The organism is Deltaproteobacteria bacterium, from assembly GCA_016709225.1.
Classification (GTDB): Bacteria; Myxococcota_A; Polyangia; order Nannocystales; family Nannocystaceae; genus Xiheibacterium; species Xiheibacterium phototrophicum.
In genome coordinates this window covers 246,960-265,353 of the sequence record JADJEE010000002.1, presented here as the reverse complement: position 1 = coordinate 265,353, position 18,394 = coordinate 246,960, and the positions used below count along the sequence as shown (strand labels likewise).

Here is an 18,394-nt window from a genome sequence, read left to right as displayed (position 1 = left end):
AAAGGCCGGCGCGCGAAAGCGGCGTCAGCTGCCGCGCACGTCGAAGCTGAGCCGCCACCGCCGCGCTGCGCCGCCGTGCTCGACCGCGGCGAGATCGAGCGTGCCGACCTCGGTCACGCGGGTCTGCAGGCGGACCTGCACGATCTCCTCGGGGGCGTCCTCGGCGGCGGGCAGCGTGGTCTCGATGGGCGACAGCTCGACCAGCTCGCCCGGGGGCACCACCGCGCCGACGCGATCGTCTTTGCGGATCGAGGAGCCGAAGAAGCGGAAGGTGACCTCCTCGCCGACCACCAGCGCGAACAGCTGCGGCAGCTCGCATGCGCTGCCCTCCTCCATGCCGAACGGCGCCACGCAGACCGCGTCGATGCGCGGCGGCACGCCGGGCACCGCCAGCTCGACGCGCTCGATGCCGACGTAGTAGCTCTGCACGGTGCCACCTTTGATGCGCACGCCGCCGTGGCGACGCACCTGCGCGTAGTGGGCGGCACCACGGCAGACCGCGAGGTCGGCATCGGTGCCGGCGAGCACCTTCGGCGCGGGCGCGCCGGCAGCGGACAACCACGCCGTGAGCACCTCGACGATGCGCGCGCGCACGGTCGACGCCCGCGTGACGCCGCCGTTGAAGAGGATCGCGGTCGGGTGCACGAAGCTGCCCTCGCTCGCGGTCGCGCCGCGGGCGAGGAACGCCGCGAGGTGGCGCGTGATCGCGGCGTCGCTGGGGTAGGGCAGGCCGACGGTCTGCAGACCCACGCGCCGTGGCACCTGCGGCCTCGCGGTGGCGTCGACCAGGGGCAGGAAGCCCTCCAGCACGATCGCGTCGATCTGCGCGCGTGTCACGGTCGCGCGCACGGTGTTGCCGATGAGCCGACTGCCGCGGCCAGCGATCGCGATCTCGGCCTCGCGCAGCGCAGGATCGCCGAGCAGCGATTCCTTGGCGCCACGACAGGCGTGGGTCAGCGCGCGCATCTGCCACTCGTCGATCGCGGTGCCGTCCTGCTCGAGCTGGGCCCGCACGGCGTGGGCCAGCGCGAGATCGATGTTGTCGCCGCCCAGCAGGATGTGATCACCGACTGCGATGCGCTCGAGCGCGAGCACGCCGTCGTCCTCGCGCACGGCGATCAGCGAGAAGTCGGTGGTGCCACCGCCGATGTCGACCACCAAGACCACGTCGCCGACGGCGAGCTGCGTGCGCCAGCCGTCGCCGTGCTGCGCGAGCCAGTCGTACATCGCCGCCTGCGGCTCCTCGAGCAGGGTCGGGGCCTCGAAGCCGGCCAGCATCGCGGCCTGCACGGTGAGCTCGCGCGCGACCGCGTCGAACGAGGCCGGCACCGTGAGCACCACGTCCTGCTCCTCGAGCGGCGTGTCGGGGTGGGCCTGCTCCCACGCCGCGCGCAGGTGACCGAGGTAGCGCGCGGCGGCCTGCACCGGCGAGCACTTGGGCACCTCGTCGGGGGCTTGCCACGGCAGGATCTCGCCCTGTCGATCGACACCGGCGTGGGACAGCCAGCTCTTCGCCGACGCGACCAGCCGTGCGGGTGTGGTCGCGCCTTGGCTGCGTGCGAAGCTGCCGACCACGTCGCGTGCCTGCGGGTACCACGGCAGCGCGAGCGCACCGGCGGCGAACTGCTCGGGTGCGGGCACGAACAGGAACGACGGCAGCAGCGGCTGGGCCGCGAGCTCGCCAGCCGCGACCACTTGGGGGATCGGCAGCGCCTGCGGCGGGCCGTCGCCGGTCGCCCAGGCCAGCGCGCAGTTGGTGGTGCCGAGGTCGATGCCGATCGCGAGGACGTCGTCGCTCATGACGCCGACAGCTCGACTTCCGCAGGCGCGATGACCCGCGCGTCATGACCTGCGGTGGCGCTCGGCAGGGTGACCGCCTTTGCCCACCAGCCGTGGTGCGCGAGCGTGCCCTTGAATGGGGGCGCACCGACCACGTTGCCGGTCACGCGCACGCGCGCAGCGTCGTAGCCGGGCGGCAGCTCGATCGCGGCGCCCTCGTCTTCGCTGCGCACCGGCGCGATCTCGACGATGCCCGCGAGCGCGCGCTTGCAGCCGTCGTGGACCACCCGTGCGGCCGCGCCGATGTCGGCATCACGCAGGCCCGAGATGTCCTCCTCGAGGAAGTCGACGAAGCGACCCTCGCGCTGCAGCGCGGCGAGCAGCTGCAGCGCCGCGGTGGCATCGGGGCCGCGCACGACCTCGGCCTCCTTCACCTGCACGGGTGCGGGTGCCGGTGCCGGTGGCAGTGCGTCGGCGCGGTCCAGGCCGCGCACGCGCGCCGCGAAGCTGCCGTCGAAGAGCACGCGCCACGGCAGCACGAAGGCCAGCCACAGGCGCGCGAGAAATCCGATCGGTTCCACGTCGTTCATCGCGATCGGCTGAGTTGATAGCGCACTTTTGCCGGCGACGGACCGAGGGTGCGTCGGTCGGCTCGGCCGGCCGCGGGCACCGGCTCGCGGGCCGTCTACGCGCCGATCGCCGCCAGCACCGTCGCGCGGTCGGTCTCGTCGTCGACGCGGTGGTGGTCCACGCGGGCGCCGCAGCTCGGGCAGCCCGCGGTCGCGCTCGCATCGGCGAAGGCGCCGCATCGCACGCACACCGTGAACGGCAGCGGGCGCTCGCGCACGCGCGCCGCGAGCTCGACCAAGTCGGCCTCCGGTGACTCGCGTCGCACGCCGGTGCGCAGCCGCGACAGCCCCGCGAGCACCAACAACGCCGCGCACACGATCCAGATGATCGGCAGCTGCCGCACGCGCGGCGACGCCTCGAGCCGCGCGAGCCAGGGATCGAACAGCCCCAGCGCGAACATCAGCGCGAGCAGGCCGATCGCGATCAGCAGGGCGCCCATCATGCGCTGGCGCGTCATCGTGCCCGTAGGGTGCCGCATTCTCGCGGCCGACGCGAACGCGGCCCGTGATCGCCCGCCGCCCCGGCGCCAGAGCGCCCCGCCGCCGCGGGCCGGACGGATCGAGGTCGCGCTCGGACGACGGCGCCGCAGCCCGCGTCGTCACGCGCGGCGCGTCACTCCACGGTGCACGCTCCGGCCCCACGCACGCCCACGAGCGGCGTGCACACCGGCGTCTGGGCTGCGCACGCGGGCGCGTCGACATCACACACCGCGGTGCAGCAGCTCGCCGGATCCGCACACCCAGCGACGGCGTCGGCGGCCATGCACACGAAGCCGCCCGTGCAGCCGAGTCGATGATCGCACGGTGCGCTCTGCTCGGCAGGCGCGGCGAACTCGGCCGGCAGACAGGCCGGCGGTGCGCCGTCCGTCATCACGCAGGCCGAGCCCGCGTCGCACGTGGGGGCGAGCGGATCGCAGGTCGGCGCGCACGCGACGACGATGCCGCTGAAGCCTTGGAAGCACACCTCACCGTCGCCGCACAGCGGGTTCGCCTCGTTGCCGCCGCACACCGCGGCGCACGTGCCCTCGAGCGTGACCGGATCGACGCCCCAGCAGTACGAGCCAACCTCGCAATCGTCGAAGCCGCTCCACGGCCCGTCCTGCACCGTGCACGTCCCGCCCGGCGCGACCGGATCCGGCGCGACCGTCGAGCAGCGCGTCGAAAGACACGACGACTCGGGATCGCCACTGCCGTCGGCGACCCACGGCACACACTTCTCGCCGACGTTGCAGTCCTGCGCCCAGAGATCGCAGAGCGACAGGGTCACGCAGGCGCTCGGTCCGTGATCGGGGACCAGCAGGTATCCGCTGCCGTCGTCGGACGCCTCGCCGCTACCCGAGCCGTCCGCGTTCGCGGTCGTCGAGCTGCCCGGTCCGCCGCTCTCCGACGCACTCGCGCTGCCCGTCGCCGTCGTCGTCGTCGTCGGGCCGCCCTCACCCGAGCCGCCGTCGCCGGACCCCGAGCCCGGCGACGGCCCGCATGCGAGCGCCCCGAGGAACCCGAACATCCCGGCGATTCGTATGTGCCCTTGCATCACGAGCAACAGGCTACGGAGTCACGGGTAGCAATGCAAGTTTCATAGATGGCGTATGTTGGATTCAGGGCTCGATCGATCCGCGTCGCGACCGACAGGCTCGGTTGTCACGCCCTTCGCGCCGCCGCTACGATGGCCGGTCGATGAGTCACGTCGTGATGCAGGCGGCCGAGTGCGGATCGATCGCCGACGCCGAGCGCGTCGAGGCCGAGCTGGTCGCGCTGAAGTCCGCGTACGTGCGCTACGAGGCCGAGGCCGAGCATCCCTGGTCCGAGGATGCCGTGCCGCCGCCGCTGGTCGCGTTCGGCGAGCGCCACGAGGTGCCGTGGACGCGCAGTCGCGAGACGCGGTTCCTGCTGAAGGGCATGTTCGACGACGAGGCTCACGTGCTGCGGGTCGATCGCATGGTCTTCTTCTGGGGCGGAGGCTTCGATCTCGGCGGCCCGTGGCTGCGCACGATCTTCCGCAAGCTCGGCGCCACCGCTTGCAGCGACGCGCCGCACCTGCGCGTCGCGTGCGATGACCCCAGCGTCCGCGCCGATGCGCTCGCGCAGTTCCTGGTCGACGAGGACTACGAGGATCAGTTCACCCTCTGCGACGACGCCGCCGCGATCGACGACGCGTCGTTCGCCATCCTCCTCGAGCATGGTGACCACCGTCGCTACCTGCTGTTCGACGATTCCGGGGTCCAGGACTGGGCCTTCGTGATGCTGCTGCCGCAGCTCGACGGCGAGGATCCGTCGCTGGCCAACGCGCACTGAAGGCCGCCGAGTCCGATCGTCGAGGTGTCGCGTGAACACCGGGCCCTGCTGCTCACGCGCCTGCGCTTCGTCGACGCGCCCGCGCCCGAGATCGCTGCGGCGATCCTCGCAACCGCAGCGCTCACCTCGAACCCTCGGCTGCGGGCAAAGACGCTCGCGCTCGTCGGAGCCACCGCGCCGTGATCGCGGCGGTCGGTCGTCGCGGTCCGCCCCCGTCAGCGGACCACCAGCGCGTCGCACGAGCCGGCGCTGGCACAGGTCCAGTCGCAGTTGCCGCTGCCGCAGCGCAGGTTCGTCGCGTCGCAGGCCGAGGCGCCTTCGCAGTGCAGCTCGACGTCGAGCCCCGCGGCGACCGAGGTGCCGGCGCAGGCCGAGCGGCCGTCGCAGGCGACCGCGAGCGCGTAGCCCTCGGGTCCCGCGATCGAGGCGCTCGTGCACGCGCGATCGCCCTCGCAGGCGACCGTGCAGTCCATGCCCGGCGGACACACGATCGCGTCGGACTCGCAGCTCGAGCCCGGGCCGCAGTCGATGCGACAGACGCCGGCCTCGCAGCGATCGCAGCTCTCGGGGCACGCGCTCGCGCGATGCATGCCGCCCGCGGACCCGCCCGCGGCGCACGCGTCGAGCTCGTCGGCGGCGACGGGGCGATCGAAGACGCGCGCGCAGCTCGTCAGCGAGGCGAGGCCGAGGACGAAGGAGACGAGGCGGGTGCGGCTGGACATTGCAGGCCCGCTTTCGGCCTGCGTGGGGCGGGCTGTAGCCGATGGCGGACGCCCGTGGCGCGGGTGGGGTCCCGCGATGGGCCGGCCGCGGGGGCTCCGCCGCCTCGCCGGGCCACGCGCCCAGTTGCGGTACGATGGCCACCGCCATGGGCGATCCCCCCGCGCCGCAGGGCCGCCCCCCGGCCGCCGACGCCGTCGCGGGTGTGGCCACCACCGTGGACGCGGTCGACGCTTCGTGGAGCCCGCCGGAGCTCGAGTTCGGGCCCGTGGGTCATGACCTGGAGCGCGAGCATGCGCGCGCGAAGCTGCGGTCGCAGCTGTTCCAGATCGAGGCCGATCCGGTTCGCATCGGTCGCTTCCCGATCCTCGGTCGGCTCGGTCAGGGCGGCATGGGTGCGGTGTTCTCCGCGTTCGACGAGGAACTCGACCGGCGCATCGCGGTGAAGGTGATGCTGTCGAGCGCCGCCGCGGGCACGCAGGGTCGCGAACGCATGCGTCGCGAGGCGCAGGCCATGGCTCGGCTCTCGCACCCGAACATCGTCGCGGTGCACGAGGTCGGCGTGGCCGACGATCAGGTCTTCATCGCGATGGAGTTCGTGCGCGGCGTCAGCCTCGACGCGTGGCTGTCGCAGCAGCCGCGCCCGTGGCGGGCGGTGCTCGAGGTGTTCGTGCAGGCCGGACGCGGGCTCGCGGCGGCCCACGCCGCCGGCCTCGTGCACCGCGACTTCAAGCCCAGCAACGTGATGGTCGGCGACGACGGCCAGATCAAGATCCTCGACTTCGGACTCGCACGCGCGACCGAGGACCGCGCCGACGACGAGCACCCACGACCCGTCTCGTCCGCCACGAACGTCGCGCAGACCGCCCCGCTCACCCGACCCGGCATGATCGCGGGCACACCCGCGTTCATGGCCCCCGAGCAGCACCTCGGCGAGGGCGCGAGCGCGGCCAGCGATCAGTTCAGCTTCTGCGTCGCGCTCTACGGCGGCCTGTTCGGCGCTCCGCCGTTCGCGGCGCGCAGCCTCGCGGGGCTGGTGGCTGCGGTCTGCGACGGCACGCCCGAGCCGCCGCCGCGCGACACCGACGTGCCCACGTGGGTGCGGCGCGCGGTCATGCAGGGGCTCGCGCGCGCACCAGAGCGTCGGCATCCGTCGATGGTCGCGCTGCTCGATGCGCTCGGTGCCGACCCCAGCGCGCGCCGTCGACGGTGGCTGCTTGCCGGCCTGGCTGCGGCGGTCGTGGTCGCGGGCGGCTTCGGCATCGCACGCATGGCGGCGGCCGAGCCCTGTCCCGACGGGCGCAGCGAGCTGCACGGCGCCTGGGACGACGAGCGTCGTGCGCGGGTGGGCGCGGCGCTGCGGGCGGGGGCGAGCCACGGTGAAGCGACGTGGGCGCGCGTCGAGCCGGCGCTCGACGCCTACGCACAGGCGTGGGTCGAGGCCCGCGAGCACGCGTGCCAAGCGTTGCACGAGGGCGCGGTGTCGGAGCTGCTGCACGATCGCGGGGTCGCGTGTCTGTCGCGGGGTCGCACCGCCCTCGATGCGCTCGTGGAGGTGTTCGAGCGCGCCGACGCGACCACGGTCGAGAAGGCCGTGACAGCGGTCGCGGGCCTGCCCGCGCTCGCGCGCTGCGACGACGCCGACGCGTTGCTCGCCGAGATCGCGCCGCCCGATGCCGCAATCGTCGACGAGGTCGCCGCACTCTCCGAGTCGCTCGCGCGCGCGCGCGCGGTGGAGGACGCAGGTCGCGTGGCGACCAGCGTGTCGGCGGCCGATGGCGTGCTGGTCGAGGCCGAGCGCCTGGGCTACCCACCGCTGGTGGCGCAGGCGCTGCTGCGTCGCGGCAGCGGCGAGCTCATCGCCGGACAGGCGACCGAGGCCGACGACGATCTCGGGCGCGCGGCGTGGGGCGCGGTGGCGGCGGGCGACGACGCGGTCGCGGGCGAGGCGGCCGCGCGGCGAATCTTCGTGCGCAGCGAGCTGTTGGGGCGGCCGGCGGATGCGTTGGTCGAGCTGCCGTGGGCGCGCGCGTTGGTCGATCGCACCCACGACGACGTGCTGCTGGGGCTGTTCCTGCACAACGCGGCGGCGGTGTACAGCCGTGCCGGTGATCCGGCGCAGGCGCGCGCGCTCGCCCGCGAGGCGCTCGCGGCTCGCCGGCGCTTCGCGGGGCCCGATCACCCCGACATCGCGCTGACGCTGGCGAACCTCGGCCGTTTCGAGCGCGACCTCGGTGACTTCGCCGCCGCGCTCGAGAGCCTGCGCGAGGCCGTCCGCGTGACCGAGGTGGCACTCGGCCCGCGTCACCCGCAGCGCGCGATGATCGGCAGCGTGCTGGCCAGTGCGCTGCTCGATCTCCACCTCGACGGGGAGGCTCGCGCCGAGCTCGTGCTCGACGATGCGATCTACCGCGAGACCCTCGGTGCGGCTGCGTTGCCGCGCTACTACGTGCTGGTGGCGCTGGGTGAGCTGGCTGGCCGCGAGCGTCGGCTCGACGACGCGCTGCGTGACATCGACGAGGCGCTGCGGCTGGCGATCGCAGAGGTCGGCAGCACGCACCCCATGCTCACCGACGCCCGGCTCGCGCGCGCCGAGGTGCTGGCCCAGCGCGGCCAGCTCGGCGAGGCCGAGGCGATCGGGCGTGACGCGGTCGCGCAGCTCGAGGCCGGGCTCGGTCGCGAGCATCCGTACCTCGCGGAGGCGTGGCTGCGACTGGCACGGCTGCTGCGCGACGCTGGCGCGCGCGGGCAGGCCGAGCCGTGCTTCGTGCGTGCGCTCGAGCTGGCGCGGGCGATCCCGGCGATGTCGCCTGCGGATCTCGCGTGGTACGAGTTCTGGGACGCGGTCGGCTCGCCGGCGGCCGACGCCGGCGCGCGAGCGGCCCGGGTGCACGCGGCGGCCGAGGTCCTCACCGCGTCATGGGGCGCGGGGGATCCGCGCCGTCTCGAGGTCTCTGCAGTGCTCGCGGGGCTGTCGCGCGATCCCGCTCCGGCTCGAGAGGGTCGATGACGAAATTCGACGAGGGCACTGATCGAACGTGGTCGACCGGGGTCCACCGTGCTCGGCACTCGCCTCGCGAGAACCGCTCCCCGGAAGCGACCGACAATGATCACACGCCGCGCCCTCGCCCTCACCGCACTCCTGCTGGCCGCCTGTGTCGTCGACGACGCCTGGGATCCTGGCGAGATCGAGTTCCGACCCTGCGCGAACTGCAAGTGGGGGCCGCCGCTGCTCAACAGCCACGGGGTCAACGGGGTGCCCGTGGCCGCGATGGACATGGTCGGCGAGTTCCACGACGGCTGGCGCCTGCTCGAGGTCTATGCGGCTGGCGATCTCGGGATCGCGTCGCGCAAGCTGCACGGCGTCCACGTCGAGGACGGCGTGCTCTACGGGCAGGACGACTGGGGCGTCATCCTCTCGGCGGACGAGTTCATCGGCTCGCTGTGGATCATCGAGCTCGAGCAGGACGGGAGTCACGAGTCGATGCAGATCATCTCGTTCCACCCCGACCCCGACGCCGCGCGCTACACCTTCATCGCCAGCGCCAGCAGCCTCGGTGTCGACGCGCCGAAGTTCTACACCTGCCCCAAGGATGACGACACCGGCGAGTACTCTGCGGTGTTGTTCGACGATCTGGACGTCGACAAGGACACGGGTACGCACATGGTGCGGCCCGACACCATCTACTTCGCATGCGCGGCGGCGGCCGTCGGCAAGGCGGCGGTGTGGGGCTACAGCCCGTGGTCGACCAATCCAACCACCCACCAGATTGCGTCCCGTGCCGTGCGCGCGGACTACTGCGGGAACGGCCAGTCCTATACCGCCGCCGGCACCCCACTGCAGCTCTCCGACGTGTTTGGTCTCAACGGCTTTGCCGACCCGTCGCGCAAGACCGAGGCGTTCTGGGGAAAGCAGGGCGCGATCTGTCTGAATGTGCCCCGACGCGTGCAGCCGTGGGAGGTGGTCTGCGACGACGGGCCGCTGCCGCCGTGCAAGACCGAGAATTTCGAGGGCCAGCCCGCCGCCGTGTTGTGGTCGAAGGTCTGGTAGTCGCGTGGCCACGCACGCGGGCCCGGCGGGGCTGCGCGATCCACGACGCAGGGGCAGACGGAAAAAGTGGCGCCCATCGGGATCGGTTGGCCGCTTGGACACACTCATGGTGTCGTGAACCCCGTCGCCCGCGCGCCCCGACAGGCGCGTGGGCGGGTCCGCTCGCGGGCCGCGGTCGTCCGGTCGGACGCGCCGCGCGGAGGGTGTTCCCAACGCGGCAGGATCGCGGGCCGGGAGACGGTCCGTGCGCCGTCATTCGCGCGACGCGGCGCCCCCGACGGACTCGTGGGCGTCGCGTCACCTTCGTCGTCCCGAGGGCGCGGCCGCCGGTGTGCGCGACATCCATCGCGACATCGTCGACCGGCGAGCACCGCCGCCGCGCGGTCGCTTTAGCGGCGATCGGCGAGTACGGGGAAGCGCGCGCGCGCGTCGGCGACCACGGCCGCGTCGATGTCGGCGAGCATCATGGTCTCGTGCACGGCGGCAGTCGTGACGAGCTCGCCCCACGGATCGACGATGCGGCTGTCACCGCTGTAGTCGAGGTCGCCGCCTTGGCCCACGCGGTTCACGCCCACCACGTAGGTCTGGTTCTCGATCGCGCGCGCCTGCAGCAACGCGGTCCAGTGGTGACGTCGCCGTGCCGGCCAGCTCGCCACCACCACGAAGCAATCCGTGGCGGTCGCGCAGCGCCAGAACTCGTCGGCGAAGCGGAGGTCGTAGCAGATGAAGAAGGTGCAGCGCACGCCCTCGATCGGCACCGTGAGAAACTGCGTGCCGGGGGCGTAGTGCTGGTGCTCGCCGCCGAAGGTGAACGGATGGATCTTGCGGTAGCGGTGGGTCTCGCCGCTCGGTCCGCACAGCACCAGGGTGTTGAACGGTCGCGGATCTGCGTCGGTGCGCTCGGGCACGCTGCCGCAGATCCACACGCCGTGGCTGCGGGCCTGCTCGCGCAGGAACGCGACGCTGTCGCCGTCGACCGGCTCGGCCACGCGGTCGGTCGCCATCGAGAAGCCACACGCGAACATCTCGGGTAGTACCACCAGCTTCGCGCCGGCGGCCGCAGCCGCGGCGATCCATGGCCGCGCCCGGGCGAAGCTCTCGCTCGGGCGCTCCCACACGGTGTCGAGCTGGATGCCAGCGACGCGGATCGAGCTGCTCATGTGCGTGCTCCGTGCAGGCGTGCGAGGTTCTTGCGCAGGTTGTCGCGCAGCCGCGCGATGCCGGCGTCGAGCACCGCGTCGGTCTTGCAGAACGCCCACCGCACCAGGTGGCGACCGGCGGCCTTGTCGAGGTAGAAGGCGGAGTTGGGGATCGCGGCCACGCCGACGTGCTCGGGCAGCCCGCGACACAGCGCCATGTCGTCGTCGAATCCGAGCGGGCGGATGTCGGTGCACACGAAGTAGGTGCCGGCGGGCACCAGCGGCTCGAGGCCGACGCTGGCGAGCCCGTCGCAGAGTCGATCGCGGCGCGCTCGATACTCGCGCACGAAACCGTCGTAGAACTCGTCACCGGTCGCGAGCGCCTGCGCCATCGCGTACTGGAACGGCGTGCCGTTGCAGAAGGTCACGAACTGGTGGCACGCCCGCAGCGCGCGGGTGAACGGCGCTGGTGCGCAGGCCCAGCCGATCTTCCAGCCGGTGAACGAGAAGGTCTTGCCGGTCGAGGAGATCACGATGGTGCGCTCGCGCATGCCCGGCAGGCTCGCCAGCGGCACGTGGCGCCCATCGAACACCAGGTGCTCGTAGACCTCGTCGGTGACCGCGATGAGATCGTGCGCGATGCACAGCTGCGCGACGACCTCGAGTTCGGCGGGCGAGAACACCTTGCCGCTGGGGTTGTGCGGCGAGTTGAGCACGAGCAGCTTGGTGCGGGGCGTGATCGCGGCCGCCAGCGCGGCGGGATCGAAGTCGAAGCCGGGGGCGCGCAAGGTCACGACCTTGGGCGTCGCGCCGGCCAGCGCGATGGTCGCGAGATAGCTGTCGTAGAAGGGCTCGAACAGCACCACCTCGTCGCCGACATCGAGCAGCGCGAGCATGGTCGACGCGATCACCTCGGTGGCGCCGTGCATGACCGTGATCTCGGCCTCGGGATCGTAGGCGAGATCGTAGAACCGCTTCTGGTGCTCGGCGATCGCGAGGTTGAGCTCGGGGATGCCGTGGCTCCGCGCGTATTGGTTCTTGCCGCCCTCGATGGCCGCGATCGCGGCGCGCTTGACGAACTCGGGCCCGTCGAAGTCCGGGAAGCCCTGGCCGAGGTTGACCGCGCCGTGACGCTGCGCGAGCGCCGTCATCTCGGCGAAGATGGTGGTGCCGAATCCCTGCAGCTTCGCGGTCAGGTGGGGCAGTCGGGCGCTGCTCATGCCGGGGCCTTTCGTCGACGCGCGCGTGGTGACCCGCGCGCGGGCGGCCGAGCATGGCACAGGCGACATCACCCTCGCCAGCGACCTCGGGAGCTGCACGGGCGCGGCACGACGCGCGTCCGTTCGTCAGAGGTCCAGCGGGCCGGCGTGCAGCGGCGTGCTCGCGCCGAGGCCGGGCCGACCCGCGCCGAGCACGAGATCACCGACGCCGTAGGCGGCCGCGAGCTCGCCGAGCGTGCCGGTGGCGCCGAACTCGGTGTCGTCGCCGCCGAGCATGCGCAGCACGTGGGCCCATAGATCGCCCATCGTGCGTCCGGGCTGGACCACGTGACGCCCCTGGCCCTTGGGGAACGCGCTGCGCATACCCGCCAGCACCACCGGCACGTTCCACGCCTGGTGATCGGAGCCGTAGCCCATCTCGCTCACCCACACCACCAGCGTGTTGTCGAGCAGTCGCGAGCCGTCGAGGTCCTCGATCTCGGCCAGCCGCGTCACGAGCTCGCTGAACTTGCGCGCGTAGCTCTGGAAGCCGGTCGCGACGTCGCCCGCACCCTGGGGATCGTTGCTCGAGTCCTGCAGGCCGTGCACGAAGTTGTGCAGCGCGCCGTCGCCCTCGAACGGCGACTGCGTGAACTCGGAGCTCCACGCGGGATCGCTGTGGAAGCCGATCGCGGCCACCCGCACGACGTCGCACGCGAGTGCCTGCACCGCGTTCTCGAGCTGGAACGGCCACGTGAGCGCGTCGCTGCGGCCGCGACTCCACTCGGGCAGGTTGCCGGTCTGCGTCCACTGCTCGTAGTCGACCGGCACCACCGTCGGCATCACCGACTCGTCCGGGCGCGTGCACGTGGTGGTCGGCTGCGAGGGACCACCGCCGCCCAGCAAGGCCTGGGTGCCCTCGATGAACGCGGCGTGCCGGTCGAGCCGCTCGCGATCGCGGCTGCTCACCCGGGCGCGCAGGCTCGCGAGCTGCTGGCTCACGCCCGACAGCAGGTCGACGCGCCGCGCGGCCATGCGCTCGCGCAGCGTCGGTGGCTGCGGCACCGGCATCGGGTCTGCGACCGGGGGCCCGAAGATCTGCGCCACCGCCTCGCCGGGGTTGCCGCTCATCACGGTGCCGTCGGTGCCGTCGGGCCCGTAGAACTGGATCGGCGAGTAGCCGTAGTCGGCATACGGGGTCGCGCTCGCCGGCAGCACGATCGACGCGCGCATCGCCGCGCTCGCGCGCAGACGCAGGCCCGCGACGTAGTCGATCGACGGGCCGGTCGAGCGCCACTGCTGCTCGAACTGCGGCATGCAGGTCAGCGCGCTGACCAGCGCCGGGATGTGGCCGTCTTGCATGTTGCTGGCGTGCCGCACGAGGTTGTCGACACCATCGACGGTGACGATCTCGTCGCGGATGGACGCGAGCGCGGCGAGCATCGCCGAGGGGGCGGTGCCGGTCGCGGGCAGGGCCCCGGTGGTCGCGCGCGGCGACCACCAGTCGTCGGGCGCCCCGTTGCCGACCAGGCGTCCCTGCTCGTGCACGACCACCAGCAGCCGCTTGGGCGGCGCATCGCCGGCGCCGCGGGCGAGCCGCGGTCGCAGCGACTCGAGCAGCGGCAGCGCCAGCATCGCGCCACCGGCACCGAAGAGGAAGCGACGTCGATCGAAGCTGTGGGGGCGTCCGCTCATGGGGCCTCTCGCTGGCGGTAGGTGTCGGCGCCGATGATGGCGAGCAATGCGGTGTCGAGCTGGCCACCGGATTGCGCGAGCGCGTCCTCGATGGTGGCGATGGTGCAGGCGTCGGCCTCGGTCTCCATGCGCGACAGCGAGAAGCGGAACAGCTGTCGGGCGAAGCAGCTGGTGAGCCCGGGCTCGCCCGCGAGTGCGTCGATGAGCTCGACGTGATCGGCGAACGCGAGCTCGCCGTCGGCGAGTCCGGGCAGCGTGCCCGCGGGGTCGATCGCGCGGCCGAGCTCGTCGGTGTCGCGGTAGCGACCCAGCGCGTCGAATCGCTCGAACGCCAGGCCTGCGGGGTCGATGAGCGCATGGCAGCCGGCACAGTCGCCGCGGGCGAGCCGAGCGTCGGACTCCTGCCGTGCGGTCGGGTCGGGCGGGAGCTCGAGGTGGGTGCTGACCGCGTTGGGCGGCGGCGGCGGCAGCATCTCGCACAGCAGCTTGCGTCGGACGAACGCGCCGCGGAACACCGGCGAGGTGCGATCGCTGTGGGCGAGCGAGGCCAGCAGCGCCGGCTGGGTGAGCAGGCCGCGGTAGCGCGCGTCGTCGAGCTCGATCGCGGCCCAGCCGTCGGCGTCCGGCGGCGTCACGCCGTAGAACGCGGCCATCGTGGGATCGACCCAGGCCTCGCCGGTGCGCAGCAGATCGTCGAGCGTGCCGCCGTCGCGCACGGTCGCGAGCGCGAGACGATCGAAGGCCGCGTTCATCGCCGCTGCCAGCGTGGCGTCGAACTCGGGGAACGTCGCGCTCGACTTGTCGGCGGCCGACAGGCTGCGGACCTGCATCCACTCGCGGAACGCCCGCGCGATGGTGGTATCGGCCTGGGGCGCAGCGAGCAGGCGCTCGGCCTGCGCCGTCACCGTGGCGGCGTCGTCGAGCGCACCCGACTCGGCGAGATCGAGCAGCTCGTCGTCGGGGCCGGCGTCCCACAGCAAGTACGACAGCCGACTGGCCAGCTCCACGCCGGTGAGTGGCCGCGCGACCGCGGCCGCGTCCTCGACGATGTAGAGGAACTGCGGTGCCTGCAGCATCTCGTCGACCATCAGCGCCACCGCGTCGGTGAAGCTGGCGTCGTCGGCCCTCGCCGCGTCGAAGGCCGCCAGCAGCTGCGCGCGCTCGTCGGCGCCGAGCGTGCGTCGATAGGCGCGACGGCCATAGCGATCGAGGAATGCGCCGGCGCACTCGACCCCCGCGCCGGCCTCGAGCGCGCAGGGCAGCAGCTCGCCGAGTACGGCCGCCACGCCCTCGGCGACGTCCTCGGCGGCGTAGACCAGCTGCTCGACGTCGTGCTCGCCGACCTCGATGGCACCCAGCTCGGTCGAGTACCCGGTCGGGGTCTTGCCGGTCGGTGCGGGGTACTGGGGGCTGGCGGCGACGCGACCGTCGAAGATCGCGTCGATCGTGCGCCGGTACTGCAGCTCGGTCAGGCGACGCATGTCGAGCGCCGCGGGCCCGCAGGCGCCCGGGCCCACGTCGTCACCACCGCTGTCGCTGCCGCCATCGCCTGCGGCCTCGCCGGTGCCGCCGCCGTCTTCGTCACCGCTGGCCGCCCCGCCCGCGCCGACGCCGTGGTAGCAGGCCGGGGCGGCGGCCATCAGCGACGCGATCGTTGCGGTTCGGATCGAGCGGGCCGTCACGGAGCACCACGACGCGGTGGCGCGGCGATTCGGCCGGGATTTTTTTCGCGAGCCACTCGCCGCCGCCATGGTTCGGGGGCGGCCACACGCTCGCGGCAGTTGCCCTGCGCGCTATCGATCCACGTCGCAGCGCGTGACACCGTGCGACCGCTGCGGATAAGCTCGGGCCGCCTTGTGGCCGCTGCTCGTCGCTTCGCTGGTCGTCGGCGTGCAGCCGCCGGCGGTGATCCCCGAGCCGCCGCCTGGCGCCCACGAGATCACGCGCGTGGTGGTGCTGCTGCCGGCCGCGGGCGATCGTCGGCTCGAAGACGTGGTCGCCTCGGTGCGCGCCAACCTGCCCGCCGCGCAGGTCGTGCTGGTCGAGCTCGAGGCCGACGGCGACGACACGGTGTCGAGTCGCATGGCGGAGGCGGTCCGTGCCGCGAAGGCGCAGGGCGCCCGCGGCGTCTTCTGGTTCGATCTCCGCGATCCCGACCAGTGGCGCGTGTACCTGCACGTGCCCGGGCGCAAGGCGCTGCTGCGGCGCCGCGTGCCCGAGGCCGCGGCCTCGGTCGAGGCCGCCATCGAGGCCATGTGGCTGATCGTCCGCTCGGGTTCGCTGGCGTTGTCGCGCGGGGTCGACGTCGCGATGGAGTCGGTCGATCCGGCGACCGTCGATCCACCGCCGGCACCCGCGACGCCGACGGTGGCGCCGCCGCGGCCACCGACCGCGATCGCTCCGCCCGCCACCGCATCGCGACGCGCACCGCGGTGGTGGTGGTCGCTGGGTTACCTCGGGCTCGGCCTCGCACGTCGGGTGCCGTGGCAGAGCGGCGGCGCGATCGGCCTGCGCTACGACGTCCATCGCAACGTCGGCATCGGACTGGCCTACGAGCTCGTCGGCGGCGCAGCGCTGCGCGAGCCCACTGCGCTGGGCGTGCTGCGACATGGCCTGGGACCCATGCTCGCCGTCGGTGGGGCTGCGGGTGCGCGGCTGCGGCTGGAGGCGCGGGTGTTCCCGGCGCTGGAGCTGTTGGCGTGGCGGGCCGCGGCCCAGGGACGTCGCGGCGTGCAGCCCGCGGCCAAGCTCGCGGGCGAGCTCGCGCTCGCGGTGGTGTTGATCCCACGCCTGCGACTCGAGCTGGCGCCGGGGTTCGATGTCGCGCTGACGCGCCCGAGCTTCGTGCGCTGTGGGCAGGGCTCGCCGTCGTGCACCGGCGACGACCGTGAGGTCGCGCTGGTGCCCTGGCGGGTGCGTCCGCGCGCACGGGTCGGGCTGGCGATCGGCTTCTGACGAGGCCTTGGGTGGGCTGCGAAGATTTCTTCGGCCACCGTGCCCACGTCGGCGTATCGAGTCGGCCGTGAGCACGTGCGTTCACCTGCGGATCGCCGCGCCGTACCCCGCCGGTGCGCCGCCGTGGCTGCCCATCGTCGGTGCCGGCAGCTATGCTCGCGCGTGGATGGCCGCGCCGCAGCCCCCGTCGATCGCACCGGTCCGCGTCGACACGCTGGCCGCCGATCTCGCGCTGGTCGAGCGTGCGCGCAAGGGCGACGCCGACGCGCAGGCGCAGCTGGTCGAGCGTCTGCTGCCGCAGCTGCGGGTGGTTGCGCACGCGTTGCTCGGGCGCAGCGCCGACGCCGACGATGCGGTGCAGATCGGTCTCATGCGGGTGCTCGAGGGGCTCGCGAGCTGGCGGGGCGAGGCCTCGCTGCAGGCATGGGCGCGCCGGGTCGCCGCCAACGCGTGTCTGCGGCTGGCCGAGCAGAACCGTCGTCACGCCCGCGGCCGCGACGGTGACGACATCGAGGATCTGGTCGCGCCCCAACCGATCGATGCCGCCGGCGCGCACGTGCCCGGCTCCGTGCTCGAGTACCTGCGGCGACTGCCGGCGATCCAGCGCGAGGTGGTGGTGCTGCGCCACGTGCTGGGGCACTCGGTGGAGGAGATCGCCGATCTCACCGGCGCCGCGATCGGTACCGTGAAGTCGCGCCTGCTCGAGGGCCGCAAGGCGCTGCGCAAGTGGGTGCGACGCGACGATGCGGTCGACGAGATCGCCAGCGGCTTGCGGAGGAGGGCATCACCATGAGCGATCCGCACGCGCGCTGGTGCGAGCTGGCCGACGCCGAGGCGGTCGGCGACGCGCTCGACGACGAGGCGCTCGCGTTCCTGCGCGACCACGGCGACGATCCGGCCCACGCCGACGAGCAGCGGTTCTACGACGAACTCGCGCAGCTGGCCCAGCCGGCGCCGGTGCGGGCAGATGATCGCGAGCGCGCCCAGCTGACGCTCGCGAGGTTCCGGGCCGCGGCGGCGCGCCGACGCGTCCGTGCGGTGACCGTCGCGATGGTCGCGATCGCGGCCGCCGTGGTGCTGTCGTGGGCGATCGTGGCGGCGCTCGCCCCCGAGCGCGAGGCGGCGCGAATCGAGCGCGGTGGGTTCGAACTCGCCGGCGATGCGCTCGCGGTCGGTGACACCGTGCCCGACGGGCAGTGGCTGCGCGCGACCACGGTCACCTGCGTCGAGCTGACCCGCGCACGCGCGTGCGTCGATGAAGGCAGCGAGCTGCGCTTGGTGGCGGGGCGCATCGAGCTGCGCAGCGGTGCGATCCGGGTCGAGCAAGGCCGACTCGTGGTGATGCGGGGCGACGAGGCCTCCGCGTTGGCCTCCGAGTTGGCCGCCGGCGAGCGCGTCGCGATCGCGAACGCAGCGGCCACGCCCGACCCGGCCGCGCCGCCGGAGCTCGCACCGCAGCTCGCGGAGGCGCCGCGGGCGTCTGCGTCGAGCGCTGCAACGCCGCCGGTGCAGCTGCAGGTCCCGCCGCCGACCCCGACGGATCGTCGGCCGACCCGCGTGGCACCGGTCGCGAGCGCGGGCGAGATGCTGGCGGCCGCGCGGGCCCTCGCCAACGCCAAGGCCACGTCGCGCGCACTCGCGGCCTACGAGGCGCTGCGCCGGGCCCATCCCGAGTCCGCCGAGGCCCACGCCGCCAACGTGTCGATCGGTGAGCTGCAGCTGCGCCGCCGTCGTTTCGCGGCCGCGCTCACCGCCTTCGGTCGCTACCTCGAGCGCGGGGGTGCGCTGGCCGAGGAGGCGCGTTGGGGTCGCGTGCGTGCGCTCGACGGGCTCGGACGCGCGGCGGCGCGCGACACCGCGATCGAAGCGCTGCTCGCCGCGCACCCGGGCACGATCTACGCCGACGAGGCGGCCTCGATGCGCGGTCGCTGA

The 18,394-nt window shown here is 73.2% G+C and carries 16 protein-coding genes; 7 read left to right on the top strand and 9 right to left on the bottom strand.

Annotated features, from left to right (window positions below; translation table 11 throughout):
• Positions 1-24: 24 nt before the first annotated feature.
• From IPH07_15320 to IPH07_15305, 4 genes are all read right to left on the bottom strand, one after another.
• A complete protein-coding gene (locus tag IPH07_15320; protein ID MBK6918762.1) occupies positions 25-1,800 on the bottom strand; it encodes an Hsp70 family protein in 1,776 nt (591 codons plus the stop codon).
• Positions 1,797-2,369 carry a DUF2760 domain-containing protein gene (locus IPH07_15315; GenBank protein MBK6918761.1) on the bottom strand — a complete coding sequence of 191 codons (573 nt, stop codon included), beginning with the start codon at positions 2,367-2,369 and terminating at the stop codon, positions 1,797-1,799. The genes IPH07_15320 and IPH07_15315 overlap by 4 nt, the downstream gene beginning before the upstream one ends.
• A 95-nt stretch (positions 2,370-2,464) precedes the next feature.
• On the bottom strand, positions 2,465-2,866 hold the full coding sequence (locus tag IPH07_15310; protein MBK6918760.1) for a hypothetical protein: 402 nt from the start codon (positions 2,864-2,866) through the stop codon (positions 2,465-2,467).
• Between the two features lie 155 nt (positions 2,867-3,021).
• On the bottom strand, positions 3,022-3,915 hold the full coding sequence (locus IPH07_15305) for a hypothetical protein (GenBank protein ID MBK6918759.1): 894 nt from the start codon (positions 3,913-3,915) through the stop codon (positions 3,022-3,024).
• Positions 3,916-4,085: 170 nt separating this feature from the next.
• Here IPH07_15305 and IPH07_15300 point away from each other — a divergent pair, with 170 nt between their 5' ends.
• Both IPH07_15300 and IPH07_15295 read left to right on the top strand, forming a co-directional pair.
• On the top strand, positions 4,086-4,703 hold the full coding sequence (locus IPH07_15300) for a hypothetical protein (GenBank protein MBK6918758.1): 618 nt from the start codon (positions 4,086-4,088) through the stop codon (positions 4,701-4,703).
• 24 nt (positions 4,704-4,727) lie between these two features.
• A complete protein-coding gene (locus IPH07_15295) occupies positions 4,728-4,886 on the top strand; it encodes a hypothetical protein (GenBank protein MBK6918757.1) in 159 nt (52 codons plus the stop codon).
• 32 nt (positions 4,887-4,918) lie between these two features.
• On the opposite strand, the gene IPH07_15290 is transcribed toward IPH07_15295, so the two are convergent.
• Positions 4,919-5,425: a hypothetical protein gene (locus IPH07_15290; GenBank protein MBK6918756.1), complete on the bottom strand. Its 507-nt coding sequence runs from the start codon at positions 5,423-5,425 to the stop codon at positions 4,919-4,921.
• A gap of 146 nt (positions 5,426-5,571) precedes the next feature.
• On the opposite strand from IPH07_15290, the gene IPH07_15285 reads away from it, so the two are divergent.
• Both IPH07_15285 and IPH07_15280 read left to right on the top strand, forming a co-directional pair.
• Positions 5,572-8,433 (top strand): protein kinase, encoded by a 2,862-nt coding sequence (locus IPH07_15285; GenBank protein ID MBK6918755.1) that lies wholly within the window; start codon positions 5,572-5,574, stop codon positions 8,431-8,433.
• A gap of 96 nt (positions 8,434-8,529) precedes the next feature.
• Complete coding sequence (locus IPH07_15280; GenBank protein MBK6918754.1) at positions 8,530-9,474, top strand: hypothetical protein; 945 nt, start codon at positions 8,530-8,532, stop codon at positions 9,472-9,474.
• Between the two features lie 389 nt (positions 9,475-9,863).
• Here IPH07_15280 and IPH07_15275 read toward each other — a convergent pair whose 3' ends face one another.
• From IPH07_15275 to IPH07_15260, 4 genes are all read right to left on the bottom strand, one after another.
• Positions 9,864-10,622, bottom strand: a complete 759-nt coding sequence (locus tag IPH07_15275; protein MBK6918753.1) for a carbon-nitrogen family hydrolase — start codon at positions 10,620-10,622, stop codon at positions 9,864-9,866.
• Positions 10,623-10,630: 8 nt separating this feature from the next.
• Positions 10,631-11,833 carry an aminotransferase class I/II-fold pyridoxal phosphate-dependent enzyme gene (locus IPH07_15270; protein MBK6918752.1) on the bottom strand — a complete coding sequence of 401 codons (1,203 nt, stop codon included), beginning with the start codon at positions 11,831-11,833 and terminating at the stop codon, positions 10,631-10,633.
• A 126-nt stretch (positions 11,834-11,959) separates the two neighbouring features.
• Positions 11,960-13,507: a DUF1552 domain-containing protein gene (locus IPH07_15265; protein ID MBK6918751.1), complete on the bottom strand. Its 1,548-nt coding sequence runs from the start codon at positions 13,505-13,507 to the stop codon at positions 11,960-11,962.
• Positions 13,504-15,147, bottom strand: a complete 1,644-nt coding sequence (locus IPH07_15260; GenBank protein ID MBK6918750.1) for a DUF1592 domain-containing protein — start codon at positions 15,145-15,147, stop codon at positions 13,504-13,506. Before IPH07_15260 ends, IPH07_15265 begins: the two co-directional genes overlap by 4 nt.
• Before the next feature lie 214 nt (positions 15,148-15,361).
• Between IPH07_15260 and IPH07_15255 the strand changes: the two genes are divergently transcribed.
• The 3 genes from IPH07_15255 to IPH07_15245 all read left to right on the top strand — a co-directional run bounded on the left by IPH07_15255 (position 15,362) and on the right by IPH07_15245 (position 18,394).
• Positions 15,362-16,462 (top strand): hypothetical protein, encoded by a 1,101-nt coding sequence (locus IPH07_15255; GenBank protein ID MBK6918749.1) that lies wholly within the window; start codon positions 15,362-15,364, stop codon positions 16,460-16,462.
• A 67-nt stretch (positions 16,463-16,529) separates the two neighbouring features.
• A complete protein-coding gene (locus IPH07_15250; GenBank protein MBK6918748.1) occupies positions 16,530-17,255 on the top strand; it encodes a sigma-70 family RNA polymerase sigma factor in 726 nt (241 codons plus the stop codon).
• Positions 17,252-18,394, top strand: a complete 1,143-nt coding sequence (locus tag IPH07_15245) for a hypothetical protein (GenBank protein MBK6918747.1) — start codon at positions 17,252-17,254, stop codon at positions 18,392-18,394. The genes IPH07_15250 and IPH07_15245 overlap by 4 nt, the downstream gene beginning before the upstream one ends.